Origin of the sequence: Crossiella sp. S99.2, assembly GCF_023094165.1 — a bacterium.
Lineage (GTDB): Bacteria > Actinomycetota > Actinomycetes > Mycobacteriales > Pseudonocardiaceae > Crossiella.
The window spans coordinates 608,499-633,280 of sequence record NZ_JALMDK010000001.1 but is presented as its reverse complement, the minus strand read 5'-3'; the positions used below and the strand labels follow the sequence as shown (position 1 = coordinate 633,280).

17 protein-coding genes are annotated in these 24,782 nt (G+C 69.1%); all 17 read right to left on the bottom strand.

The features are described from left to right. Positions 1–23: 23 nt before the first annotated feature. Entirely contained in the window at positions 24–3,935 is a 3,912-nt protein-coding gene (locus MZC64_RS03120) for a DNA-directed RNA polymerase subunit beta' (RefSeq protein WP_247755546.1), read from the bottom strand. A 99-nt stretch (positions 3,936–4,034) separates the two neighbouring features. Continuing rightward, positions 4,035–7,520, bottom strand: coding sequence for a DNA-directed RNA polymerase subunit beta (rpoB, locus tag MZC64_RS03115; RefSeq protein ID WP_247755545.1), 3,486 nt, complete (start codon positions 7,518–7,520; stop codon positions 4,035–4,037). A gap of 865 nt (positions 7,521–8,385) precedes the next feature. Further along, positions 8,386–11,217, bottom strand: coding sequence for a helicase-associated domain-containing protein (locus MZC64_RS47545; protein ID WP_282104631.1), 2,832 nt, complete (start codon positions 11,215–11,217; stop codon positions 8,386–8,388). Between the two features lie 28 nt (positions 11,218–11,245). Then, positions 11,246–11,611 carry a hypothetical protein gene (locus tag MZC64_RS03105; RefSeq protein WP_247755544.1) on the bottom strand — a complete coding sequence of 122 codons (366 nt, stop codon included), beginning with the start codon at positions 11,609–11,611 and terminating at the stop codon, positions 11,246–11,248. A gap of 436 nt (positions 11,612–12,047) precedes the next feature. Further along, on the bottom strand, positions 12,048–12,944 hold the full coding sequence (locus MZC64_RS47540) for a hypothetical protein (protein WP_282104630.1): 897 nt from the start codon (positions 12,942–12,944) through the stop codon (positions 12,048–12,050). Positions 12,945–12,960: 16 nt separating this feature from the next. Beyond that, on the bottom strand, positions 12,961–13,524 hold the full coding sequence (locus MZC64_RS03090) for a hypothetical protein (protein WP_247755542.1): 564 nt from the start codon (positions 13,522–13,524) through the stop codon (positions 12,961–12,963). A gap of 18 nt (positions 13,525–13,542) precedes the next feature. Then, positions 13,543–14,799 (bottom strand): MCE family protein, encoded by a 1,257-nt coding sequence (locus tag MZC64_RS03085; protein ID WP_247755541.1) that lies wholly within the window; start codon positions 14,797–14,799, stop codon positions 13,543–13,545. Next, complete coding sequence (locus tag MZC64_RS03080) at positions 14,799–15,980, bottom strand: MCE family protein (protein ID WP_247755540.1); 1,182 nt, start codon at positions 15,978–15,980, stop codon at positions 14,799–14,801. Before MZC64_RS03080 ends, MZC64_RS03085 begins: the two co-directional genes overlap by 1 nt. Further along, a complete protein-coding gene (locus MZC64_RS03075) occupies positions 15,977–17,164 on the bottom strand; it encodes an MCE family protein (protein ID WP_247755539.1) in 1,188 nt (395 codons plus the stop codon). Before MZC64_RS03075 ends, MZC64_RS03080 begins: the two co-directional genes overlap by 4 nt. Beyond that, complete coding sequence (locus MZC64_RS03070) at positions 17,161–18,144, bottom strand: MCE family protein (protein ID WP_247755538.1); 984 nt, start codon at positions 18,142–18,144, stop codon at positions 17,161–17,163. The genes MZC64_RS03075 and MZC64_RS03070 overlap by 4 nt, the downstream gene beginning before the upstream one ends. After that, the gene (locus MZC64_RS03065; protein ID WP_247755537.1) at positions 18,141–19,166 is read right to left on the bottom strand and encodes an MCE family protein; all 1,026 of its coding nucleotides are present in this window, start codon (positions 19,164–19,166) and stop codon (positions 18,141–18,143) included. The genes MZC64_RS03070 and MZC64_RS03065 overlap by 4 nt, the downstream gene beginning before the upstream one ends. Then, positions 19,163–20,524 carry an MCE family protein gene (locus tag MZC64_RS03060; RefSeq protein WP_247755536.1) on the bottom strand — a complete coding sequence of 454 codons (1,362 nt, stop codon included), beginning with the start codon at positions 20,522–20,524 and terminating at the stop codon, positions 19,163–19,165. The genes MZC64_RS03065 and MZC64_RS03060 overlap by 4 nt, the downstream gene beginning before the upstream one ends. Beyond that, positions 20,521–21,360, bottom strand: a complete 840-nt coding sequence (locus MZC64_RS03055; protein WP_247755535.1) for an ABC transporter permease — start codon at positions 21,358–21,360, stop codon at positions 20,521–20,523. Before MZC64_RS03055 ends, MZC64_RS03060 begins: the two co-directional genes overlap by 4 nt. After that, complete coding sequence (locus MZC64_RS03050) at positions 21,360–22,148, bottom strand: ABC transporter permease (protein WP_247755534.1); 789 nt, start codon at positions 22,146–22,148, stop codon at positions 21,360–21,362. Before MZC64_RS03050 ends, MZC64_RS03055 begins: the two co-directional genes overlap by 1 nt. Then, positions 22,145–23,269 carry an ABC transporter ATP-binding protein gene (locus MZC64_RS03045; RefSeq protein ID WP_247755533.1) on the bottom strand — a complete coding sequence of 375 codons (1,125 nt, stop codon included), beginning with the start codon at positions 23,267–23,269 and terminating at the stop codon, positions 22,145–22,147. Before MZC64_RS03045 ends, MZC64_RS03050 begins: the two co-directional genes overlap by 4 nt. Positions 23,270–23,515: 246 nt before the next feature. Next, a complete protein-coding gene (rplL, locus tag MZC64_RS03040) occupies positions 23,516–23,902 on the bottom strand; it encodes a 50S ribosomal protein L7/L12 (RefSeq protein ID WP_185000492.1) in 387 nt (128 codons plus the stop codon). 60 nt (positions 23,903–23,962) lie between these two features. Then, positions 23,963–24,529: a 50S ribosomal protein L10 gene (gene rplJ, locus MZC64_RS03035; RefSeq protein WP_185000493.1), complete on the bottom strand. Its 567-nt coding sequence runs from the start codon at positions 24,527–24,529 to the stop codon at positions 23,963–23,965. Between the last annotated feature and the right edge of the window lie 253 nt (positions 24,530–24,782).

Here is a 24,782-nt window from a genome sequence, read left to right as displayed (position 1 = left end):
CTTTCCGTGTGGTACTGGCTTCGTCAGCGGTAGTCGCGGCCGAAGTCGTAGTCGTCGAGCGGCACCGCCGCACCCGTGCCGGCGCCGAAGACGTCCGGGGTGTAGTAGCCGTCGTCGTAGGACGGGATCGCGTAAGCCGCGGCCCGTGCCTCCTCGGTCGGCTGCACCTGGATGTTGCGGTACTTGTTGATGCCCGTGCCAGCCGGGATCAACTTACCGATGATCACGTTCTCCTTCAGGCCGATCAGCTTGTCGCTCTTGCCGTTGATGGCGGCGTCGGTGAGGACACGCGTGGTCTCCTGGAAGGAGGCCGCGGACAGCCACGACTCGGTGGCCAGCGACGCCTTCGTGATGCCCATGAGCACCGGACGGCCCGAGGCCGGCTCGTTGCCCTCGGCCACCATCTGGCGGTTCTGGGTCTCGAAGTCGCTGCGCTCGACGGGTGCGCCCGGGAGGAACTCGGTGGCACCGGAGTCGATGATGATCACGCGGCGGAGCATCTGGCGCACGATGGTCTCGATGTGCTTGTCGTGGATCGACACGCTCTGCGTGCGGTACACGTTCTGCACCTCGCGGACCAGGTGGAGCTGAGCCTCACGGGGACCCATGACGCGCAGCACCTCGTGCGGGTCGACAGCACCTTCCAGCAGCTGCTGGCCGACGCTGACGTGGTCGCCGTCCTGCAGCGCCCGCTCGGAGTCGTCCACGCTGATCGTCGCGAGCCACTGCCGCTTGGACAGCTTGTCGTAGACGATCTCCTCACCACCGTCGTCCGGCACGATGGTGATCTTGCGGAACCGGTCGCCCTCTTCGATCTGCACGCGGCCGTCGGCGTCGGCGATAGGCGCCTTGCCCTTGGGCACGCGGGCCTCGAAGAGTTCCTGAACACGCGGCAGACCAGCGGTGATGTCATCGCCAGCCACACCACCGGTGTGGAAGGTACGCATCGTCAGCTGGGTGCCGGGCTCACCGATGGACTGCGCGGCCACGATGCCGACGGCCTCGCCGACGTCCACCAGCTGGCCGGTGGCCATCGAGCGGCCGTAGCAGGTCGCGCAGACACCGACCGCGGACTCGCAGGTCAGCACGGAGCGGACCTTGGCCTTGGGCACGCCTGCCCGGACCAGGGTCTCGATCGCCGGGTCGCCGAGGTCGGCGCCCTTGCCGATCAGCAGGTTGCCCTCGCTGTCGAAGATGTCCTCCGAGGCGTTGCGGGCGTACACGCTGGTCTGCACGTGGCGGTGCTTGACGTAACCGCCGTCGGCCGTGGGCTCGGTGAGCGGCATGATGACGCCCCGCTCGGTGCCACAGTCGATCTCACGCACGATGACGTCCTGCGAGACGTCCACCAGACGACGGGTCAGGTAACCCGAGTCGGCGGTGCGCAGCGCGGTGTCGGCCAGACCCTTGCGGGCGCCGTGCGTGGAGATGAAGTACTCCAGCACGGAGAAGCCCTCGCGGAAGTTCGCCTTGATCGGCCGCGGGATGTACTCGCCCTTGGTGTTGCTGACCAGACCCTTCATGCCCGCCAGCTGGCGGACCTGGGTCATGTTGCCGGCCGCACCCGACTTCACGATCACCGAGATCGGGTTGTCGTCGGGGAAGTTGTCCTCCATGACCTGGGCGATCTCGTTCGTCGCCTGGGTCCAGATCTGCACCAGCTCGTTGTTGCGCTCGGTCTTGGAGAGCAGACCGCGCTGGTACCGCTTCTCGACCTGGTCGGCCTTGGCCTCGTACCCGTCCAGCAGGTGCTGCTTGGTGTCGGGCACGACCACGTCGGAGATCGCCACGGTCACACCGGAACGGGTGGCCCAGTAGAAACCGGCGTCCTTCAGCTTGTCCAGCGTCTGGGCGACGGTGACCATCGGGTACCGCTCGGCGAGGTCGTTGATGATCTCGGCCTGGCTCTTCTTCGGCAGCTGCCGGTTGATGAAGGCGTAGTCCGCAGGCAGCAGGTCGTTGAACAGCACCCGGCCCAGAGTGGTCTCGGCCAGCCAGATCTGACCCGGCTCCCAGCCCTCCGGCTCGCTGCCACGGGTGGGCAGGCGGTCGGTCAGCCGGATCCGGATCTTGGCCTGCAGGTGCAGCGCGCCCAGGTCGTAGGCCATGATCGCCTCGGCCGGGGACGAGTACACGTTGCCCTCGCCCTTGGCGCCCTCACGCAGCTTGGTGAGGTGGAACAGCCCGGTGACCATGTCCAGACGCGGCATCGCCAGCGGCCGCCCGGAGGCGGGCGAGAGGATGTTGTTGCTGGACAGCATCAGGATGCGGGCCTCGGCCTGCGCCTCGGCGGACAGCGGCAGGTGGACTGCCATCTGGTCGCCGTCGAAGTCCGCGTTGAACGCCTCACACACCAGCGGGTGCAGCTGGATCGCCTTGCCCTCGACCAGCTGGGGCTCGAAGGCCTGGATGCCGAGGCGGTGCAGGGTGGGCGCGCGGTTCAGCAGCACGGGGTGCTCGGTGATGACCTCTTCGAGGACATCCCACACCTGCGAGCGCTGGCGCTCGACCATCCGCTTGGCGGACTTGATGTTCTGCGCGTGGTTGAGGTCGACCAGCCGCTTCATCACGAAGGGCTTGAACAGCTCCAGCGCCATCTGCTTGGGCAGACCGCACTGGTGCAGCTTCAGCTGCGGGCCGACCACGATGACCGAACGGCCGGAGTAGTCGACACGCTTGCCGAGCAGGTTCTGCCGGAACCGGCCCTGCTTGCCCTTGAGCAGGTCGGAGAGCGACTTGAGCGGGCGGTTGCCCGGCCCGGTCACCGGCCGGCCACGGCGGCCGTTGTCGAACAGCGCGTCGACGGCCTCCTGCAGCATCCGCTTCTCGTTGTTGACGATGATCTCGGGCGCGCCGAGGTCGATCAGTCGCTTGAGGCGGTTGTTGCGGTTGATCACGCGGCGGTACAGGTCGTTCAGGTCCGAGGTGGCGAAGCGGCCACCGTCGAGCTGCACCATCGGGCGCAGGTCCGGCGGGATGACCGGCACGCAGTCCAGGACCATGCCCTGCGGGTTGTTGCGGGTGGCCTGGAAGGCCGCCACAACCTTGAGCCGCTTGAGCGCGCGCAGCTTCTTCTGGCCCTTGCCGCTGCGAATGATCTCGCGCAGCTTGTCGGACTCGGCGTCCACGTCGAAGGTGCCCAGCAGCTGCTGGATGGCCTCCGCGCCCATGCCGCCGGTGAAGTACTCGCCGTAGCGGTCGATCAGCTCGCGGTAGAGCATCTCGTCCGCGATCAGCTGCTGGACGTCCAGCTTGACGAAGGTGTCCCAGATTTCGTCGAGGCGGTCGATCTCGCGCCCGGCCCGGTCCCGGAGCTGGCGCATCTCACGCTCGCCACCCTCCTTGACCTTGCGCCGCACATCGCTCTTGGCGCCCTCGGCCTCAAGCTCGGCGAGGTCGGTCTCCAGCTTCTGCGCGCGGGTCTCCAGGTCGGCGTCGCGCTTGTCTTCCATGCGCTTGCGCTCGACCTGGATCTCGTTCTCCAGGGTCGCCTGGTCGTTGTGCCGCATCTCCTTGTTCACCGACGTGATCACGTAGGCGGCGAAGTAGATGATCTTCTCGAGGTCCTTGGGAGCCAGGTCGAGCAGATAGCCCAACCGGCTCGGAACGCCCTTGAAGTACCAGATGTGCGTGACGGCCGCGGCCAGCTCGATGTGGCCCATCCGCTCACGACGCACCTTGGCGCGGGTGACCTCGACGCCACAGCGCTCGCAGATGATGCCCTTGAAGCGGACACGCTTGTACTTACCGCAGTAGCACTCCCAGTCCCGGGTGGGACCGAAGATCTTCTCGCAGAAGAGTCCGTCCTTCTCGGGCTTCAGGGTGCGGTAGTTGATGGTTTCAGGCTTCTTGACCTCGCCGAAGGACCACTGCCGGATGTCGTCCGCGGTAGCCAGTCCGATGCGGAGCTCGTCGAAGAAGTTGACGTCTAGCACGTCGGTTCTTCCCCTTGATAGTTCGGGTTCAGAGGCTGAGTCGGGTCGGGGTGGGACGGGCTGGGCTGATGCTCAGCCCGTCCCACGCCGACGGCGAGGTCAGTTGACGATGTCGTCGACCGAAGGCGACTCGGACCTGGACAAGTTGATGCCCAGGTTCGCGGCGGCGCGCTCCAGGTCCTCATCGTCGCCGTCGCGCATCTCGATGGCAGCGCCGTCGCTGGAGAGCACCTCGACGTTGAGGCACAGCGACTGCAGCTCCTTGAGCAGCACCTTGAACGACTCCGGGATACCCGGTTCGGGGATGTTCTCGCCCTTGACGATGGCCTCGTAGACCTTCACCCGGCCGATCACGTCGTCCGACTTGATGGTCAGCAGCTCCTGCAGCGTGTAGGCAGCGCCGTAGGCCTGCATGGCCCAGCACTCCATCTCGCCGAATCGCTGGCCACCGAACTGCGCCTTACCACCCAGCGGCTGCTGGGTGATCATCGAGTACGGGCCGGTGGACCGGGCGTGGATCTTGTCATCGACCAGGTGCAGCAGCTTGAGGATGTACATGTAGCCGACCGAGGTCGGGTACGGGTACGGCTCACCGCTGCGGCCGTCGAAGAGCTGAGCCTTGCCGTCGCCCTTGACCATCCGCTCACCATCGCGGTTGGGCTGGGTCGAGGAGAGCAGACCGGTGATCTCCTCCTCGCGGGCGCCGTCGAACACCGGGGTGGCGGTGTTCGTGCCGGGCTCGGCGTGGAACAGCTCCTCGGGCAGCTTGCGCGCCCAGTCCGGGTTGCCGTCGATGCTCCAGCCCTGTTTGGCGATCCACCCGAGGTGGGTCTCCAAGATCTGGCCGATGTTCATTCGACGAGGCACACCGTGGGTGTTCAGCACGATGTCGACCGGGGTGCCGTCCTCGAGGAACGGCATGTCCTCCACCGGCAGGATCTTGCCGATGACGCCCTTGTTGCCGTGCCGGCCGGCGAGCTTGTCGCCGTCCTGGATCTTGCGCTTCTGCGCCACGTAGACGCGGACCAGCTCGTTGACGCCCGGGGGCAGCTCGTCGTCGTCCTCGCGGGAGAAGACCCGGATGCCGATGACCTTGCCGGTCTCACCGTGCGGCACCTTCAGCGAGGTGTCGCGCACCTCGCGCGCCTTCTCACCGAAGATCGCGCGGAGCAGGCGCTCCTCGGGGGTCAGCTCGGTCTCGCCCTTGGGCGTGACCTTGCCGACCAGGATGTCGCCGTCGCGGACCTCGGCGCCGATGCGGATGATGCCGCGCTCGTCCAGGTCGGCCAGGACCTCCTCGGAGACGTTCGGGATGTCCCGGGTGATCTCCTCGGCGCCCAGCTTGGTGTCGCGGGCGTCGATCTCGTGCTCTTCGATGTGAATCGAGGTGAGCACGTCGTCCTGCACCAGGCGCTGGGACAGGATGATCGCGTCCTCGTAGTTGTGCCCCTCCCACGGCATGATCGCGACGAGCAAGTTCTTGCCCAGCGCCATCTCGCCGTTCTGGGTGCACGGACCGTCCGCGATGACCTGTCCGACCTCGACCCGGTCGCCCTCGTTGACGATCGGCTTCTGGTTGATGCAGGTGCCCTGGTTGGAGCGGCGGAACTTGTGCAGCCGGTAGGTCTGGCGGGTGCCGTCATCGGCCATCACGGTGATGTAGTCGGAGCACAGCTCCTCGATCACCCCGGCCTTGCTGACCACGACCACGTCGCCGGCGTCCACCGCGGCCCGCAGCTCCATCCCGGTGCCGACCAGCGGCGACTCGGAGCGGAGCAGCGGCACGGCCTGACGCTGCATGTTCGCGCCCATGAGCGCGCGGTTGGCGTCGTCGTGCTCGAGGAAGGGCACCATCGCGGTCGCCACGGACACCATCTGCCGAGGCGAGATGTCCATGTAGTCGACGTCGTTCGGCGGGATCAGGTCCAGTTCGCCGCCCTTACGGCGGACCATGACCTTGTCCTCGAGGAAGTTCCCGTCGGTGTCGATCGGCGTGTTGGCCTGGGCCTTCACGTACCGGTCTTCCTCGTCCGCGGTCAGGTAGTCGATGTTGTCGGTGACCCGACCCTCGATGACCTTGCGGTACGGGGTCTCGATGAACCCGAACGGGTTGACCCGGCCGAAGGAGGACAGCGAGCCGATCAGGCCGATGTTCGGGCCTTCCGGCGTCTCGATCGGACACATGCGGCCGTAGTGCGAGGGGTGCACGTCACGGACCTCAAGACCGGCCCGCTCACGGGAGAGACCACCGGGGCCGAGCGCGGACAGACGCCGCTTGTGCGTCAGGCCGGCCAGCGGGTTGGTCTGGTCCATGAACTGCGAGAGCTGGGAGGTTCCGAAGAACTCCTTGATCGCCGCGACCACCGGGCGGATGTTGATCAGGGTCTGCGGCGTGATCGCCTCGACGTCCTGAGTGGTCATCCGCTCGCGGACCACGCGCTCCATGCGGGAGAGGCCGACCCGGATCTGGTTCTGGATCAGCTCACCCACCGTGCGCAGGCGCCGGTTGCCGAAGTGGTCGATGTCGTCGACCTCGACCGGGACCTCCACGCCGCCGGGGGCGGTCATGGCGGTCTCACCCGCGTGCAGGCGCACCAGGTACTCGATCGCGCAGACGATGTCGTCCTCGGTGAGCACGCCGGTGGTGAACGGCTGGTCGAGGCCCAGCTTCTTGTTCACCTTGTACCGGCCGACCTTGGCCAGGTCGTAGCGCTTCTCCTTGAAGAACAGGTTCTCCAGGAGGGTCTGCGCGCTCTCCTTGGTGGGCGGTTCGCCAGGGCGCAGCTTGCGGTAGATGTCGAGCAGGGCCTCGTCCTGGCCGGCGGTGTGGTCCTTCTCCAGCGTGGCCATGAGGGTCTCGCTGAAGCCGAACCGCTCGCGGATCTGCTCCGCGGTCCAGCCGAATGCCTTCAGCAGGACGGTGACGGGCTGGCGGCGCTTGCGGTCGATGCGGACACCGACGGTGTCGCGCTTGTCGACGTCGAACTCCAGCCAGGCGCCCCGGCTCGGGATGATCCGGACGCTGAACACGTCCTTGTCGGTGGTCTTGTCGACGTTAGTGTCGAAGTAGACACCCGGGGACCGCACCAACTGCGACACCACGACTCGCTCGGTGCCGTTGATGATGTACGTGCCCTTGTCGGTCATCACGGGGAAGTCACCCATGAACACCGTCTGGCTCTTGATCTCGCCGGTGTTGTGGTTGGTGAACTCCGCGGTGACGAACAGTGGGGCCGCGTACGTCATGTCCTTGTCCTTGCACTCCTCGACCGAGGCCTTGACCTCGTCGAAGCGCGGATCGGAGAAGGAGAGGGACATGGATCCCGAGAAGTCCTCGATCGGCGAGATCTCGTTGAGGACCTCAGCGAGGCCGCCAATCGGATCCTCATCGCCGGCATCGATACGGCGCTGGAACCACTCGTCGGCGCCGACGAGCCATTCGAAGGACTGAATCTGCAGGTCAAGCAGATCGGGCACCGTGAGGGGTTCGCGGATCTTCGCGAACGAAACCCGCTTCGGCGCCCCAGGGATCCCCGACGTGGAGTTGGTCGCAGCAGTGGCCTTGGTCGCGCGGGAGACTGCCAAGATGCGTCCTTCCAGGGACTGTTGCTGGCTGGAAGCTGCCCCGACGCGCGAGCGCCGTGGCAGTTGTCAAGGGTGCGGCGCGGCCATCATCTCGGGACCCTGGGCAGGGTGAACAGAAAATGGACAGCGCAAAGTGGCAGTCTAGCCACACAGACGGCGGCTGTCGAGCGGGGTCCAGAGCGGACACCCGAACTCGTGCTTACGGACAGAGTGAACCCGCCAGCGCTCACAGTCAAGATGCCGCGCGGTGATCACTCCCATGGCGCAAGCCCAACTCACCTGGCGTAACCGTTTGACCAGGTCATCCTGTGGGCAGCACCCGAAGAGCGGGTTTTCTATACCCGATTCCGGCCTTGCCGAGAGGGGTTGAGGAACGTCACACTGGTCCGCTTGCCGACCAGAACGACCACTCACCGCATGAATTCCCCTGGTCACCGAGTGTTCCGACTTTGCAGCGAGGACACTTCGCCGTCATCAGCGACCGCTCGTCGCAGCCACGACCGGGTGACCACAGTCCGGCCAACTCCACAGACCTTGATCAACCTGTGACCCAGACCCCGGCAGAACGGGTCCGGCTCCGCGACCTTGCGGAGAACGAGCACTCCGCGTCGCCGAACGGCGACTCCCCGCGATCTCCCACACGGCTGGCACTGCGCTGTCCCCACCGCGGAAACCCGGGTCGCCGAACTTGATCAAGGATACCGGTTTCCGGCCCCGGCGGCCATGAGCCGATCGGCGCTGACCCGCGGTCCGGGATGGGCCGATCGGCCTCGACCCAGGTGGCCAAGGCGGCGGTGTGCCCGGCCGGATCGCTGTGTTCGGCCGGAACGCTCTTGCCCGACTGGATCGCTCTTGCCCGGCTGGGTCACTGTGGTCTCCCGCCCGCGGGCACGGGGCCGGCGATCGGGCGGGCCCGGGTGACGCGGTCGAGCAGGAAGTGCGCCTCGGTCTCGTGCCGGTGGCACCAGGCGAGCATGATCCCGCTCTCCAGGGTCAGGTCGCTGACCACGCGCGGGGCCGGGGCGCCCGCCGGACTCCGGTAGACGATCTCGACCGCCCCGCCGTCCCTGGCCGCCGCGGCCAGCCAGCCCCGGTCCGCCGCGGGCAGGTCGGGCGCCTGGACGCGCAGCTGGGTGTCCGGGTCGAGCGGCTCGTCGGCGCCGGTGGAGTCGGCCAGCACCTCGGCCAGCGTGGCCGGGGTGGTGACGTGGTCCTCGGGCCGCCACGGGGCGGGCTGGGCCCTGCCCCGCCGGGGTGTCTGGTCCTCGGGGACCTCGTTGCCGGTGAAGTCCTCGCCGACCGGGGTGAACCCGGCCCGCCGCAACAGCGCGAGCGTCTCCGGCCGAGGCCGGGGGCTGACCAGCACGGCGGGCGCCACCTGCCGCAACGCCAACCGCGCCAGCGGCCGCGAGTTCAGGATCTCCAGGGCCTGGATCTCGTCGGCGGTGTGCAGCACGCAACCGGCGTCGACCACCCGGATCGAGCCGTGCCGCCGGGACACGTCGCGGACCAGGTAGGCCAGCGGCTGCGGGACACCGTCCGGAGCCACCGCGGCCAGGTCGGCGAGCAGGTCCTCGGCGGTGGCCCCGGTGTCCAGGGCCCGGCGAACACTGGCCGGGGAGAACCGCCAGACCCGGGCGGCACTGCTGGACTCCAGATCGGCGACGGTGTCGAGCAGGCGGACCAGGTGCTGGGCCGGGTCACCGGTGACGACGGCGGTGAGGTCGGACTGGAGACGCGTGGTCTCGGCGGTGGCCGGGAGCAGGGCGGTCACCGCGGCGAGGAGCGCGGCCTCGGGGTCCTGGGGGACGGCTGGGGCATCCGGGACGGCAGCTGGCTCCGGGGTGGAGGTTGGGAGCGGGGCGGGAGTGCCGGTAGCGGCCACTGAGGCGGGGGCGGCGGCCGGGGCCGGGGCCGGGGCCGGGGCCGGGGCCGGGGCCGGGGTGACGGTTCCGGGTGTGGCGGCGCCAGTGGCCGGGGCACCGGCGGGGTCTGGGGCGGCGCTGGCGGAACTGGTGGGGAGTTGGGTGGTGTGCAGGAGAGCCGCGCCGGGTGGGGTCAGCTGGTCTTCGGCGAGGATGCCCAGGAGGTGGGCTTCGGTGATGGCGGCTCGGGTCAGGGCCACGTTGTGGTCGGAGGCGGTCAGCTGGGGGGCGTGCCAGGCGACGGCGTGCAGGACCGCGGCGGGGGTGGCTCGCCGGGTTGGCGAGAGGGTGGCGTAGGTCGACAGGACGGCCTGGCGCTGGGCTTGGGCGGGGCCGGGGTTGGGGACCGTGGGCGGGATGGGGCGGCCGTCGGGGGTGTGGCGGTGAGTGGGGGCTTCCTGGAGGGTCAGCCAGGTGCGGGCGAGGGTGGTCCAGCGCGGGGCCGCGGGTTGGGTGCGCCAGGTGTCGTAGGCGGCGGTGGGGGCGTAGCTGTCGACGTGGTGGCCCGCGTGGTGATGGCCCAGCAGACCCGCGGCGTGCACCAGGTCCAGCCAGAGCGCGGCCTGTTCCGGTGGGCAGGCGAGGGATCTGGCGAGGCGGCGCAGCTCTCTGGTGCCGATGCCGCCGGAGAGCAGAGCGGGGATAGGGTCCGCCTCCGCGTTCTCGAGCAGGGTGGTGGCGCTGCGAACCGCCTCGGCGGCGGCCACCGCGGCCTGGTTCTCGGCCAGTTCCGGGGTGGCGGGGCTGGTGGCGACCTGGGGTGGGCCGGTCAGGCGGTGGCGGTGATGGTGGAGCAGGGCCAGGCCGACCTCGCGGGGGATCTCGGCGGCGGACTTGCCGCGGCGCAGCAGGATGCCGAGGTCGAGCAGGGGGGCCGCGGCGGGGGCCAGGCCCTCGTCGGCGAGGTCCAGGCGGGGGGAACTGTCGCGCAGGGTGGTCAGCAGCTCGGTTGCCTCGGCCGGCAGGGAGTTCAGCAGGCGGGTCAGACGGGGGTGGTCGCCGAGGCGGGTGGCGAACTGCTGGGTCAGGACGGCTCGGGTGACCTCGGCGGGGAGTTTGTGCCGGGCGGCCAGGGTGCGGATCTCCGGGAGGGGGTACTGGGCCAGCAGGTCGGCCGCCGGGGCGCCCAGGCCGAGTGGGGTGGGCCACCAGGTGGCGAGGCGGGGTGGGTAGGCCAGGTGAGGCTCGGCGGCCTGGGGATCAGCGGTGTGGGGATCAGCGGTGTGGTTCGCAGGCGGGTGGTTCGCCGTGGCGCGGTTCGCTGCCGGGAGGTTCGCGGTGGTGCGGGTGGCGGCCGGGAGGTTCGCGGCGATGCGATTCGTGGCCGGGCTGGTCGCCGCGGTGCGGTTGGCAGCCGGATGGTTCGCGGGGATGCGGTTCGCAGGCGGGTGGCTCGGCGCGGTGCGGTTCGCGGTGGGGTGGGTCTTGGTGGTGGGGTTCGGCGGCTCGGGGGGTTGTGGGGTGGGCCAGGCCAGGGCGCGTTCGGTGAGGCGAGCGAGGGCGGCGTTGACCAGTGGTTGCGGGGAGTCGAGGGTGGTGGCCAGGGCGGTGGGGGTGGCGCCGGGGCCCAGGACCTGGAGGGCCTGGGTGAGGGTCAGGGCGTCCTGGTCGAGGTGTTGCAGGGCTTGGTCGAGGGAGGTTCGGGTGGTCAGGGCCTTGGCCAGGCCGTCCCAGTGCCGGGGCGCGGGTTCGACCAGGATGTCGGGCCGCAGCTCGAACAACCGCACCAGCGCTGTCCGATCGAGGCCACGCAAGTACTCCGTGAGCTTCATCCGCCTGACTACTCCCGCCGTATCGTGATCACTCCTCCCCTGCCCTGCGCATGTAGTCACCGGCAACCGAGCTGAGTTCCACGGCGCTGTCGACGTCGTCCCTGGCGAAGGCCCGGCCCGACTCGGCGATCAACGCCAGTCCGGTGAGCAGGTCGGTGAAGGACTCCTTGGCCTCCTCGCTCGGCTGATCGCCAAGCTCCGCCTGCATGTCGCCGACCAGCTCGTCCAGCCGATCGGCGAAGCGTTTGCCGTCCTCGCGAAGCGCCACCAGCGCGGCTCGCCGGGCATGCCACCAGTCGAGCAACTCGTGCCTGCGCTCCGAGGGCAGGTCGGCGAGGAACGCCACCTGCTCCTCGGTCAGCTCGGTGATCCCGTCGGGCTCGGAGTCACGCATGGGCGACGACTATGCCACAGCCACCGTTAGCGTTTCGTGACCGATTGGGACTTCACAAAACCGAGCTGGCACTACCAGGCACGACTGCGAGGAACTCACCCAGTTGTCGTAGCGCGGCGGGGGTCTGGCGGTTGTGGTGGCGCGGGGTGTGGTGGTGCGGGGTGGCTGCACGGGGTCTCCCTGGGGTGGTGGTTCGACATCACGAGAGTGCGCTGTGCCGGGTTGGCACAGCCACTGCAGCGGGTGACACGAACGAATGAACCGGCGGGGAGAGCCGTGACCTGCGGGAATGTGGTGGCGGGGGTGGGTTTGGCGGGTGGTGGCGAGGAAACCGGTGCTGTGGGTGCGGGGTTTGGGGTCGCGTGATTGTGCCCTGTGACCGGGTGGCAAACAGGGGTGGCGGCTCACACGATGGGAGGCAATTGGGCGGGGTGGGTCAGCGGGGCTGGATCTCGGTGATCTTCCACTTGCCGTCGACCTGCTGGAGGTTCACCACGACCTGCAGCGCGGTGTCGCCGCGGTAGCCGTCGCTGGCGCGTTCGCTGTGCTGGTCGGCGAAGACCAGGACCATGGCGCGATCGCCCTCCAGCACCCGCACCGCGGCGGAGCGGACAATGGTGCTGTACACCAGTTTCTGCTCAGGGCCGCTCTTGCGCAGGCCGGTCAGGATGGTGTCGTAGTCCTGGGTGGCCTTGCCCATCAGCACGGCCTTGGCGGCGTCCTCGTTCTTCTGCGGCTCGGCGAAGTTGTAGGACAGCACGGTCTGGATCGCGCTGGTCACCTGGCCGACCACCTCACTGGTGCGGGCATTGTCGACCAGGGCCTGGTTGCTGCCACCGCTTTCGGCCTGGAGCGACTCACCGCGGAACCAGAAGCCCAGCACGGTCAGCACGGCGGCGACCAGGACCAGCGCCGCGGGCAGCAACCAGCCGGCAGACCGTTGCGGGACAACGGTTTCCGCGACTGGCTCCGGCTCGGGGGCGGGTTGGGGCTTGGCCGCGGACTTCGCGCGGGCGGCGGCCCGGGGACGTGGTTCGTCCGCGGGCGATTCCGGCGCAGGGGCCGGTTTTGGCTTGGCTGCGGGCTTTGCCGCCCTCGCCGGGGCCGGTTCCGGGGTGGCGGGGGCTTCGGGTTCCAGGACGCCCTGCGAGGACAGCTCGGCAGCGGTGTCCTCAGCAGCGCCGGTGTCCTCGGCGGGGGCGGCGTCCGCGAAATCGGCGGGGGCGGCAGTGGGGTCCTCGAACCGGTCGGTGGCCGGGCGGGTCCGGGTGCCCGCGACCTTCGGGTGGCGGACCGGGCCGCCCGCGGGGCGGTGACGACGGATGGGGGGCACGGGGTGTGTCTCCTCCTCAGACGGCCGGGGCGGGGCGAACGGCGTCCAGCGCGGACAGCCGCCAGCCGTCGGGGGTCCTGGTCAGTTCCACGGCGACCCGGCCGGTGGACACCTGCGGCTGCTCCTCGCCGGACTTGCCGGTCAGCTCGACGATGGCCAGCATCTTCGCCTTGCCCGCGCGCAGGTCCAACTCGGTCAGCGCGCTCTCCCTGGCCTTGGCGGTGGTCACCAGCTTGCGGTCGTTGAGGTACTTCTTGGTGGCCTCCTTGTCGGCGGCCAGCGCCTCGCTGAGCGGGCTCGTGGTGGCCGACTTCAGCTGCTCGAAGATCTCGTCGTACTTGCGGTAGTCCTGGTGCAGCAGGTTGACCACGTGCTGCTGACCGACCAGCACCACCTCGTCCCGCTCCCTGGCGAAGTCCAGTCCGTCATCCGACCCGGCCACCGCCCACGACACCCCGTACCAGCCGGCGAACAGGGTCGCGAGCACGACGAGCACCGTGGCGCCCAGCACGAGCACGCGACGCGGATCCGCGCCCTGCGGTGGATCCGTGCTGAAGTCAGTGGTCGATCGATCGGTCATGACGCTCCAAAAACTCGCTCAGCCGGGCAGGCCGAGCATCTGGGCCAGACTGCGCGGCGCCTGGCCTCCTGGCAACTGCAACAGCGCGAGCAGGCCGGAGGCGGCGCCGGCCTGGGGCTGCCGGGCCGGGCCGACCAGCCTGGTCGATGGCGGCGGGGTCATCGGCTTGCCGCCGTAGGGCGCGTTCTGCGCGCCGCGCACCTCGATCGGGCTACCCGGCCCCTCGGCGCAGTACGCCTGGCTGTTCAGCGCGATCGGCCCGGTGACATCGCCCGGCCTGCGCTTGGTCTTCTCATAGCCCTTGGTGCACGGCGGCGGGTCGAACAGGTTGATCGCCAGCCCGAAGTGCGCGGTGCCGTCGCCGGGGGCCACGGTGAACGCGCCGCCGACGACCATCGGGTAGGTCACCATGGCCTGTTCCAGCCCGTCCTTGCGCGGCAGCGCGACATCCACCGTGGTGAGCAGGTTCGCGGTCAGCTCGGAGATGCCCTGGCCGGACTCCCGCAGCAGCCCACTGACCTGCCCGGCGGCCTTCGGCGCTTGCTCGATCAGCTTGCGCAGGTCCGGATCGGACTTGCCGAGCTGTTCGGCGATCAGCTTCAGGTCCCGGCTGAACGAGGTGATCGAGGATGCCTGCTGGTTCTGCGTGCCCAGCACGGTGCGCGCCTTACGCAGCAGCTCCAGGGTCTGCGGCAGGTTCTTCACCGCGTCCTTGGTGAACACCGAGGTGGTGTCCAGCAACCGCTGCAACTGCGGGCCGGTGCCGTCGAAGGCGGTGCCCAGCTCGTCCACCACGGTGCGCAGCGAGTCGAGCGGCACCGAGGTGGCCAGCCCGTCCAGGTTGGCCAGCAGCGTCTCCACCGGCGGCGGGGTCGCGGTGCGGTCCACGCTGATCACCGAGCCACCCGCCAGGTACGGCCCGGTGTCGATGTTGGGCCGCAGGTCCACGTACTGCTCGCCGACCGCGGACCGGTTGGTCACCACGGCCTTGGTGTCCGCCGGGATCCGGTCGTGGCCCTGCTCGATGTCCAGTTCGACCTCGAGCCCGGTCTCGGTCAGCCGCAACTGCCCGACCCGGCCCACGGTGACCCCACGGTAGGTGACCTCGGCGTTGGTGAAGATGCCGCCGGAGTCGGCCAGCTTCATGGTCACCAGGTAGCCGCGCGGGCCGAAGAGCCGGTCCAGCCCGGCGTAGCGGGCCCCGGCGTAGCTCACCCCGACCAGCGCGATCACCACGAAGGCGATGATCTGGAGACGGATCCTTCGGGTCATCATCAGCGACCACCGCCCAGCAGCGAGCCGATCAGGCCGCCGAGTCCGCCCTGCTGCCCGCCACCGCCCGGCCGGTTCGGCGTCGGCGGCGAGGGCAGGCCGGGCAGACCTGGCAGCAGCGGTGGCGTGGCGCCGGGCTGCGGGTTACCCGGCGGCGGGCCGAGCAGGCCCTGCCGGGAGCTGCCCAGGTTGTCCAGGATGCGGCTCAGGTCCAGGTCGATCTTGGCGTGCAGGTTGGTGTAGTCACCCTTGACCGCCTCGGTCGCGGAGTCCGGGAACGGGAAGGTGAACAGCATCTCCAGGCCCTTGGGCAGGTTCTGCCCGGCCTCGGCGAGCTTCTGCAGGGTGGGCGTGAGCGCCTTGAGGTCGTGGATGATGTCGTCCTTGCCGCGGTTGACCACATCAGTGGCCACCCCGGAGAGCCGGTCCAGCGCCTGCAGCATGCCGACCAGCTGTTGCCGCTGCTCGGCGAGCACCTTCAGCCCCGGCTCCAGCCCGTCCAGCGCGGTCTTGATGTTGCCGATCTGGCCGACCAGGGTGGCGGAGAGCCGGTTGAGCCCGTCCAGCGCGCGGGCGATCTCGCCCTTGTGCCCGTCCAGGGTGGTGACCAGTTTGTCCACATTGGACAGCAGCTCGCGCAGCTCCGGCTCACGCCCGGACAGCGCCTTGTTCAGCTCCTTGGTGATGGTCTGCAGCTGGGCGACACCACCGCCGTTGAGCAGCAGCGACAACGCGCCGAAGACCTCTTCGACCTCCGGGTTGCGGTTGGTCCGCTCCAGCGGGATCAGCGCCCCGTCGGCCAGACTGCCCTGCGGCGACTTGGGCGCGGCCAGCTCGACGAACTTCTCCCCCAGCAGGCTGGACTGGCGGAGTTTGGCGTCGGCGTTGGCAGGCAGCTTGACCCCGCCGTTGACCAGCACGGTGACCTCGGCGGTCCAGCCGTCCTGGGCCAGCGCCACGTTCTCCACCCGGCCGACCGCCACGTCGTTGACCTTCACGCCGGCCTGCGGCACCAGGTCGAGCACGTCCTTGAACCGCACCTTGACCCGGTACGGGTGATCGCCCAAGTCGGCCCCGCCGGGCAGCGGCACGTTGTACAGCCCGGTGAACTCGCCGAGGCCACAGCCGGCGAGCAGGCAGCCGGTCAGCGCGAGTCCGGCCAGGCGCAGTGCGGTCGGCCTCATCGTGACCCCTTCCCGCCCGGGACACCCAGCAACGGCGGCAACTGCGGCAGTTTCCCCTGCTGCAGCGAGGTGATCACCTCGGCCACGCTGGGCAGCTTCACCACCCCGTCGACCACCCCGGCGAGCTTGCCGCAGATGTCGGCGAGCACCTGCGGGAGCTGCTTGGGCGTGGTCTGGCGGAGCAGCTCGCAGACCATCACGATCGGCGGCCTGGTCAACTCGTTGATATTCGTCCGGGTATCCAGGGTGCCACTGGAGGCGTTATAGGTGTTCTGCAGGTTGCCCAGGGCCAGCGGGGCCACGTCGAGCACCTCGGCCAGTGCGGCCCGCTGGTCCACCAGCACCTTGGTGATGCTCGCCAGCTTGTCCACATTGGACTTGAGCTGCTCCCGGTTGTCCCGGATGAAGCCCTCCACGCTCATCAGCGCGCCGGCCAGTTCGCGCACCGCGGCGCCCAGGTCCTCGCGTTCGGCGGCCAGGAACCGGTTCACGTCGGCGAGCTGGGTGTTGAAGGTGCGCACCTGCGAGTCGTTGGCGGCCAGCATCGAGGTGAACTTGCGCAGGTTGTCGATGGTGCCGAACAGGTCATCCCGCGCGCCGTTGAGGGTGCCGGCGGCGTCGCCGAGGCCGCGGATGGTGTCCTGCAGCTTCTTGCCGTTGCCTGCCAGGTTGTCCGCGCTGACGTCGAGCAGCTGGGACAGCGCGCCGTTCTTGTTGGCGCCCTTGGGTCCCAGCGCGGTGGTCAGCTTGTCCAGGCTGCCGTAGACCTCGTCCAGCTCCATCGGGGTGACCGTGCGCTCGCGCGGGATCACCGTGTTCTCACCGAGTTTCGGCCCACCGGTGTAGACCGGGGCGAGCTGCACGTACCGGTCGCTGACCACGCTCGGGTTGACCACGGCCGCGTTCGGCCGCTCCGGCAGCTCCACGTCCCGGTCCACCCGCATCTCGACCTTGACCTGGGTGCCCTGTGCCTCGACCTTGTCGATGGTGCCGACCCGCACGCCGAGCACCCGGACGTCGCCGCCCTCGTACACGCCGATCCCGGCGGAGAAGTACGCGGTGACCAGCCGCCCGGCCGGCCGGGCGAAGACCCACCACAGGGTGGCGGTGAGCAGCAGCACCACGACCGCGCCGAAGGCGATCAGCCGGGCCAGGTCCGGACGGGCCTTGAGTGGGGTGCTCATGGGCGGCACCCCTCGGGGTTGATCGGGCCGAGCGAGGGCGGCAGCAGCCCGCAGATGTAGGTGTCGAACCAGCGCCCGTTGCCCAGGGTGTTGGCGAAGACCCGCACGAACGGGGCCAGCAGGTTGATGCTGCGGCCGAGGCTGTCCTGGTTGCGCTGCAACATGGTGGTCACCCGCTCCAGCTGTTCCAGCGCGGGACGCAGCTGGTTCTTGTTGTCGGCCACCAGTCCCTGCAACTCCCTGGACAGCTTCTGGGTGCCGGTCAGCAGCGAGCTGATCGCGTCCTTGCGCTTGCGGATCTCGCCCAGCAGCCGGTTGCCGTCGCCGAGCAGCTTCTCGAACTCGGCGTTGCGATCGGCCAGGGTCTTGCTGATCGAGTTGGTGTTGGCGAGCAGTTTGGCCAGCTGGTCGTCCCGGCTGTAGATCGTCTTGGACAGCGCGTTGAGTCCGTCCAGCGCGCCGCGCACCTCATCCGGAGTGTCCCGGAAGGTGGTGGCGATGGTCTGGAAGCTCTTGGCCAGCTGTTCGGTGTTGATCTGCCCGACCGTGCTGGCCAGGCCGGTGAACGCCTCGGTCACGTCGTAGGGCGACATGGTGCGCTCGCGCGGGATGGCCTGGCTCGGCTTGAGCGGGGCGCCGCCCTGCGGGTCCAGGGCGAGGAACTTCTGCCCCAGCAACGTCTTGATCTTGATGGCCGCTGTGCTGCGGTCGCCGACCCAGGCGTCGTCCACCCGGAAGGTGACCAGCACGTGGTCCTGCTCCAGCTCCACGTCGGCCACCTTGCCGACCTTGACCCCGGCCACCCGCACCTCGTCGTCCGGTTTGAGCCCGGCGGCCTCGGTGAACTGGGCCCGGTAGCTGGTGCCGCCGCCGACGATCGGCAGGTCCTCGAAGAAGAACGCGCTGAGCAGGCCCAGGGTCAGCACGGTGAGGCCGACCAGGCCGATGGTGATCGGATTGCGCGCGCGGAAGGGTTTCATGCCTTGCACCTCGGCTGGGTGTTGGGCATGACCGGGATCTCCACCGGCTTGTTGATGATCGGCACGGTGACCTGGCCGCTGGCCTCGCACAGGAAGAAGTTGAACCAGGAGCCGTAGGTCGCGGTGCGGGTGATCGTCTCCAGCTTCTTCGGCATCCGCTGCAGGATGCCCTCCACGATCTCGTTGCCGTCGCCCAGGTTCTTGGCCAGCTTGCCGAGTTCGCCGATGTCCTTGCGCAGTGGTTCGCGCGCCCCGTTGAGCAGTCCGGCGGTGGCGTTGGTCAGCGAGCCCAGCGCGGTGATCGCCTCGCCGATGGGCTGGCGGTCCTTGGCCAGCCCGGAGACCAGCTGCTGGAGCTGCGTGATCAGCCCGGTGAGCTGCTGGTCGCGGTCGTTGACCGTGCCCAGCACCTGGTTGAGGTTGTCCACCACCTCGCCGATCACCTTGTCCTTGCCGGCGATGGTGGTGGTCAGCGAGGCGGTGTGCGCGAGCAGGCTGGTGATGGTGCCGCCCTCGCCCTGCAGCACCTGGACGATCTCGTAGGACAGCTTGTTCACATCCTCCGGGTTGAGCGCCTGGAACAGCGGCTTGAACCCGTTGAACAACGCGGTCAGGTCCAGCGCGGGCCGGGTGCGCTCCAGCGGGATGACCCCGCCGGGCGGCAGCGTGCCCGCACCGCCGGAACCCTGCTCCAGCGCGATGTAGCGCTGGCCGACCAGGTTGCGGTACTTGACCGTCGCGGTCACCGCGGCGGGGAGTTTCCGTTGCTGCTCAACGGAGAACCGGACCTCGGCCAGCCGCCGGTCGGCGACCTTGACCTCCTCGACCTGGCCCACCTTGACCCCGGCGATGCGCACGTCGTCACCGGGGTTGAGCGAGGTGACGTCGGTGAACCGGGCCAGGTAGCCGTCGGACTCGCGCAGGTCGGAGTTGGCGATGGTGATCGCCAGCAGGGTGGTGGCCAGCACGGTCACCAGCACGAACGCGCTGAACTTGATCAGCGGCGCGGTGAGTCCCCTCATCGCAGCGTCACCTCCGTCCCGCGCAGCGCCGGGCCGAGCACCAGGCTCGCCCAGCTGGGCACCTGCTGCGGCGCCACCCCGAGCTGGCCGGCGATCAGCGCGGCCAGGAAGTCCTGTTCGGCCGGGGAGTTCGCGATGCCGAGATCGGCCACACCCCCGGAGGCGGCCGACGGCGCGACATAGCCGCCGTTCTGCACGTTGATCGGCGGGTTCAGCCCGTCGTTGGCACTGCGCGCGGCCGGTGGCGGCTTGCTGCCGTCCTTCACCGGGCCGTCCGGCGGGTACTGCGGGAACGGCTCGGGCCGCGGGTGGATGTCATAACAACGCGGTCCGCGCTTGTCGGCGTAGCGGGGCTCGTCCTGGTTCGGCACGTACTTCCCACGGTTCGCGGTGATCTCCATGGTGATCCGCAGGCCCGGCGTGCTGGTGCCCTTGCCGAAGGCCTTGTCCAGCCGCGGCGCCAGCTCGGTCATCCCCTTGAGGAAGCAGGGATATTCCGGCGCGTACTTGGCCAGCACGTCCAGCAGCGGCCTGCTGTCGGCGGCCACCCGGATCAGGTTGTTGCGGTTGGCGGCCAGGAACCCGGTGAGGTCGGCCGAGGTGTTGCCGACGCTGGTGTAGAGCGTCTGCAGGTTGCTGCGCTGCTCGGCCACGGTCTTCGTGGTGGTGGTCAGCTCCGCCAGGGCCTGCAGCAGGTCCGGCGCGGCCTTGTCGTAGACGCCGCTGACATCGGCCAGCGCGGAGATGTCCGCCTTCAGGTCCGGCAGCGCCGGGTTCAGCTCGCGCAGGTACCGGTTGAGCAGGGTCAGCGTCTCGCCGAGCTGCTCGCCGCGGCCGTCCAGCGCGGTGGCCATCGAGCCGAGCGTGCCTGCCAGTTTCTGCGGCTGCACCGCCTGCAGCACCGGCATCAGGTTGGACAGCACCCGCTCCAGCTCGATGGCCGAGCTGCTGCGGTCCTGGCTGATCACATCGCCCTCGGCCAGGTGCCCGCCGCCGGGCTTGCCCGGCACCAGCGCGACGTAGCGCTCGCCGAAGAGGGTCTTGGGCAGCAGCCGCGCGGTGACGTCCTTGGGGATCAGCGCCAGCTTGTCCGGTTGCAGGGCCAGTTCCAGCTCGGCCCCGTCACCCTTGCTGGAGATGCGTTTGACCTCGCCGACGATGAGCCCGCGCACCTTCACGTCGGACTCGGTCATCAGCTGGTTGCCGATGTGGTCGGTGCGCAGGGTCACCGCCGCGGTGTGCTCGAACACGCCGCGGTAGACCGACACGGTCAGGCCGAGCACCAGTGCGATGACCGCCAGGAACACGACACCGAGCAGTCGGCGGCGTAGCACGGACAGGGTGGAACGAGCGGTCATCCAGCGATCCTCACCGTGGTCGTCGTTCCCCAGATCGCCAGGCTGAGGAAGAAGTCCAGCAGCGCCGTGGTGACGATCGCGGTGCGCACCGCGCGGCCGACCGCGACGCCGACACCCGCCGGTCCGCCGCTGGCCCGGTAGCCGTAGTAGCAGTGGGTCATGATGATCACCACGCTGAACACGAGCACCTTGCCGAAGGACCAGAGCACGTCCTCCGGTGGCAGGAACAGGTTGAAGTAGTGGTCGTAGGTGCCAGCCGACTGCCCGTAGAACTCGGTCGTGATCGTGCGTGAGGCCAGGTAGGAGGTCAGCAGGCCGATCACATACAGCGGGATCACCGCGACGAACCCGGCGATGACCCGGGTCGTCACCAGGTACGGCAGGCTGGGCACGCCCATGACCTCCAGCGCGTCGATCTCCTCGGAGATGCGCATCGCGCCGAGCTGGGCGGTGAAGCCGGAGCCGACCGTGGCGGACAACGCGAGCCCGGCCACCAGGGGCGCGATCTCGCGGGTGTTGAAGTAGGCCGAGACGAACCCGGTGAAGGCCGAGGTGCCGATCTGGTTCAGCGCCGCGTAGCCCTGCAGACCGACCACGGTGCCGGTGAAGACCGTCATGCCGATCATCACGCCGATGGTGCCGCCGATGACCGCGAGCGCGCCGCTGCCGAAACTGACCTCGGCCAGCAGCCGCAGCGTCTCCCGCATATACCGGCGCAGCGCGCGTGGCACCCAGGCCAGCGCGCGCAGGTAGAAGGAGAGCTGGTCGCCGAGTGCGTCCAGGCCGTGCAGCGGCGCCTTGGCCGCGCTGCGGAACTTGTCGCCGACGGTCGCCATCACATGCCCTTCGCCGGGACCAGCTGCAGGTACACCGTGGTCAGCACGAAGTTGACGAAGAACAGCAGCAGGAAGGTGATGACCACGGACTGGTTCACCGCGTCGCCGACGCCCTTGGGTCCGCCGGCCGGGTTGAGCCCGCGGTAGGCGGCCACGATGCCGGCGATGAAGCCGAAGATCAGCGCCTTGATCTCGCTGATCCACAGGTCCGGTAGCTGGGCCAGCGCGGAGAAGCTGGCCAGGTAGGCCCCTGGCGTGCCGCCCTGCATGACCACGTTGAAGAAGTAGCCGCCGAGCACGCCGACCACGCTCACCATGCCGTTGAGCAGCACCGCGACCAGCATCGCGGCCAGCACCCTCGGCACCACCAGGCGCTGGATCGGCGAGACGCCCAGCACCTCCATCGCGTCGATCTCTTCCCTGATCTTGCGTGAGCCGAGGTCGGCGCAGATCGCCGAACCACCGGCGCCCGCGATCAGCAACGCGGTCACGATCGGACTGGCCTGCTGGATCACCGCGAGCACGCTGGCCGCGCCGGTGAAGGACTGGGCGCCGATCTGCCTGGTCAGCGAGCCCAGCTGCAACGCGATCACCGCGCCGAACGGGATCGCGACCAGCGCGGTGGGCAGGATGGTGACGCTGGCGATGAACCAGCACTGCTGGATGAACTCGCGGAACTGGAACGGCCGCTTGAACATCGACCTGGTGGTGTCCAGGCCGAGGGCGAACAACCGGCCGGTCTCGGCGAGCGCGCCCGCGCCGGGGAAGTTCGGGGCGGGGCGGGTCATGCCTCGCCTCCCGGCCTGGTCCAGGGCGAGGGGGTCCACGGCTCCCGCGGCTGCGGGCTGGGCGGCGCGATCGGCTGGGTCATCCGCTGCGGCGCGCCCGCACCGGCGTAGACGCCGAAGTAGGCCTGCTCGTCCGGGGTCAGGCTGGCCACGATGGCCTGCTGCGCGGTCGGCGGCAGGGTGTGCAGGATGCGCATCACCCGCTCCTTGCGCCTGCGCACCGCGGCCCGCAGCGGCAGTCCCGGGCTGACCTCGATCTGCGGCACGATGCCGGTGCCGCCACCGCCCTTGGGCCCGCCCAGGGTGCTGCCGCCGTTGGCGGCCAGCGCGGCGAGTTCGGCGGCGGCCTGGGCCGCGTCCTTCTCCTCGCTCATGCCGATCGGCCCCTCGCGGCGGCCGTTGAGGAACTGCTCGACCACCGGTTCGGTGGAGGTGAGCAGCACCTCGCGCGGGCCGAACATGACCAGCTCGCGGCGGAAGAGCATGCCGATGTTGTCCGGCACCGTGCGCGCGGTGCCGATGTCGTGGGTGACGATCAGGAAGGTGGCGTCGATCTGCGCGTTCAGGTCGACGATGAGCTGGTTCAGGTAGGCCACCCGGACCGGGTCCAGACCGGAGTCCGGCTCGTCGAAGAGGATGATCTCCGGGTCCAGCACCAGCGCGCGGGCCAGCCCGGCGCGTTTGCGCATACCGCCGGAGATCTCCCCGGGCAGCTTCTTCTCCGCGCCGATGAGACCGACCATCTCCATCTTCTCCAGCACGATCCGGCGCACCTCGGCCTCGCTCTTGCGGGTGTGCTCACGCAAGGGGAAGGCGATGTTGTCGAAGAGGTTCATCGAGCCGAACAGCGCGCCGTCCTGGAAGAGGACGCCGAAGAGCTTGCGGATCTCGTACAGCTTGTGCTCGGAGCAGCTGCAGATGTCGACCCCGTTGATCATCACCCGGCCGTGTTCGGGCCGGAGCAGACCGACGAGTGATTTGAGGAAGACGGATTTTCCGGTACCCGAGGGACCCAGCAGCACACTGATCTCGCCCTGCGGCAGTGTCAGCGTGACATCGCCCCAGATGGTCTGCTTGCCGAAGGACTTGCTCAGGCCTTCGACGACCACCTCGACGCCCATCGCACCTCCCGCTTCACTGCGGCTCGTCCGCGTCGGCCCAGGACAGCTGACGCCGGAGCGACCGGCGTCACACTGGTGCAACGAGCGTTGCCGCAGCAAGTTACTGCCCAGTTGGGTTAGCGGTCACAGGTGCATAACGCGGCCGGACAAAGGTGCGGCTAAACGACAGCGGGGCGGGCTCCCGAGTGGGAACCCGCCCCGCCGTGCGGCTAAGCGGCTGTGCGCGAGCGGCCGAGGCCGCTCAGATCACTTGACAGAGATCTTGGCGCCGGCGGCTTCCAGCTTCTCCTTGGCGGCCTCGGCGGCCTCCTTGGCGACCTTCTCCAGGACGGCCTTCGGCGCGCCCTCGACGAGCTCCTTGGCCTCCTTCAGGCCCAGGCCGGAAACGATCTCCCGCACGACCTTGATGACCTGGATCTTCTTGTCACCGGCGGACTCGAGGACGACGTCGAACTCGTCCTGCTCCTCGGCGGCCTCAGCCGGCGCAGCGGCGCCACCGGCGACGGCGACGGCGACCGGCGCGGCAGCGGTGACCTCGAAGGTGTCCTCGAACTCCTTCACGAACGCGGAGAGCTCGAGCAGGGTCATTTCCTTGAAGACGTCGAGCAGCTCTTCGGTGCTGAGCTTCGCCATGGTGGCGTTCCTCTCATACATTGCGCCGCGGTGATCGCGCGAACGCGGATTTCGGTTTGGTCAGCTCTCGGCAGGCGCGTCGGCGGCGTCGGCCGGCGCCGCGGCGCCACCCTCCGCAGCACGCTTGTCCGCCAGGGCCTGCGCCAGACGCGCGACCTGCGACGCCGGAGCGGCGAACAGACCGGCGGCCTTGGCCAGGTTGCCCTTCATCGCGCCCGCCAGCTTGGCGAGCAGCACCTCGCGGGACTCGAGGTCCGCGATTCGGTTGACCTCATCAATGGAGAGCGGCTTGCCCTCCATGAAGCCACCCTTGATGACAAGGGCCTTGTTGTCCTTCGCGAAGTTGCGCAGCGCCTTCGCGGCGTCGACCGGCTCACCCTCGATGAAGGCGATCGCGGTCGGGCCGACCAGCAGCTCCGTGAGCGAGGCCATGCCTGCGTCCTCGGCGGCACGCTTCACCAGCGTGTTCTTCGCGACGGTGTACGTGGTGCCCGTACCGAGGGCACGACGCAGCTCCGTCAGCTGCGCCATGGAGAGCCCGCGGTACTCGGTGACAACCGTGGCCGAGCTACCACGGAACTTCTCCGTGATCTCGGCGACGGCCTGAACCTTGTCGGGCTTCGCCATGGTCGCCTCCTCTCCAAGCTCTGATGAAATGGGGCCCGGAGACGACGAACGCCCCGGCGCACAGGCACGGGGCGTGAGAGAACGCGCGAAAACGCGCGAAGCTTGCCTCGTCCTCCTGCGCGGGCCGCCCTCGTAGTCACGGGGCCTTCGTCTCCCTGACCGGAGAACCGGACAGGGAAAGACCAGCGGTCTTTGGTGGAACTGCGAACAGACTACGCGACGGCCGGTCAAGGCTCCAAATCAGCCCGGCGGT

Coding starts and splice junctions, on each gene's coding strand:
- MZC64_RS03050 (WP_247755534.1), bottom strand. CDS start 22,148: ATGACCCGCCCCGCCCCGAACTTCCCCGGCGCGGGCGCGCTCGCCGAG.
- MZC64_RS03075 (WP_247755539.1), bottom strand. CDS start 17,164: ATGAGCACCCCACTCAAGGCCCGTCCGGACCTGGCCCGGCTGATCGCC.
- MZC64_RS03105 (WP_247755544.1), bottom strand. CDS start 11,611: ATGCGTGACTCCGAGCCCGACGGGATCACCGAGCTGACCGAGGAGCAG.
- MZC64_RS03090 (WP_247755542.1), bottom strand. CDS start 13,524: ATGACCGATCGATCGACCACTGACTTCAGCACGGATCCACCGCAGGGC.
- MZC64_RS03070 (WP_247755538.1), bottom strand. CDS start 18,144: ATGAAACCCTTCCGCGCGCGCAATCCGATCACCATCGGCCTGGTCGGC.
- rplJ (WP_185000493.1), bottom strand. CDS start 24,529: ATGGCGAAGCCCGACAAGGTTCAGGCCGTCGCCGAGATCACGGAGAAG.
- MZC64_RS03060 (WP_247755536.1), bottom strand. CDS start 20,524: ATGACCGCTCGTTCCACCCTGTCCGTGCTACGCCGCCGACTGCTCGGT.
- rplL (WP_185000492.1), bottom strand. CDS start 23,902: ATGGCGAAGCTCAGCACCGAAGAGCTGCTCGACGTCTTCAAGGAAATG.
- MZC64_RS03080 (WP_247755540.1), bottom strand. CDS start 15,980: ATGAGGCCGACCGCACTGCGCCTGGCCGGACTCGCGCTGACCGGCTGC.
- MZC64_RS03045 (WP_247755533.1), bottom strand. CDS start 23,269: ATGGGCGTCGAGGTGGTCGTCGAAGGCCTGAGCAAGTCCTTCGGCAAG.
- MZC64_RS03085 (WP_247755541.1), bottom strand. CDS start 14,799: ATGATGACCCGAAGGATCCGTCTCCAGATCATCGCCTTCGTGGTGATC.
- MZC64_RS03065 (WP_247755537.1), bottom strand. CDS start 19,166: ATGAGGGGACTCACCGCGCCGCTGATCAAGTTCAGCGCGTTCGTGCTG.
- MZC64_RS03055 (WP_247755535.1), bottom strand. CDS start 21,360: ATGGCGACCGTCGGCGACAAGTTCCGCAGCGCGGCCAAGGCGCCGCTG.
- MZC64_RS47545 (WP_282104631.1), bottom strand. CDS start 11,217: ATGAAGCTCACGGAGTACTTGCGTGGCCTCGATCGGACAGCGCTGGTG.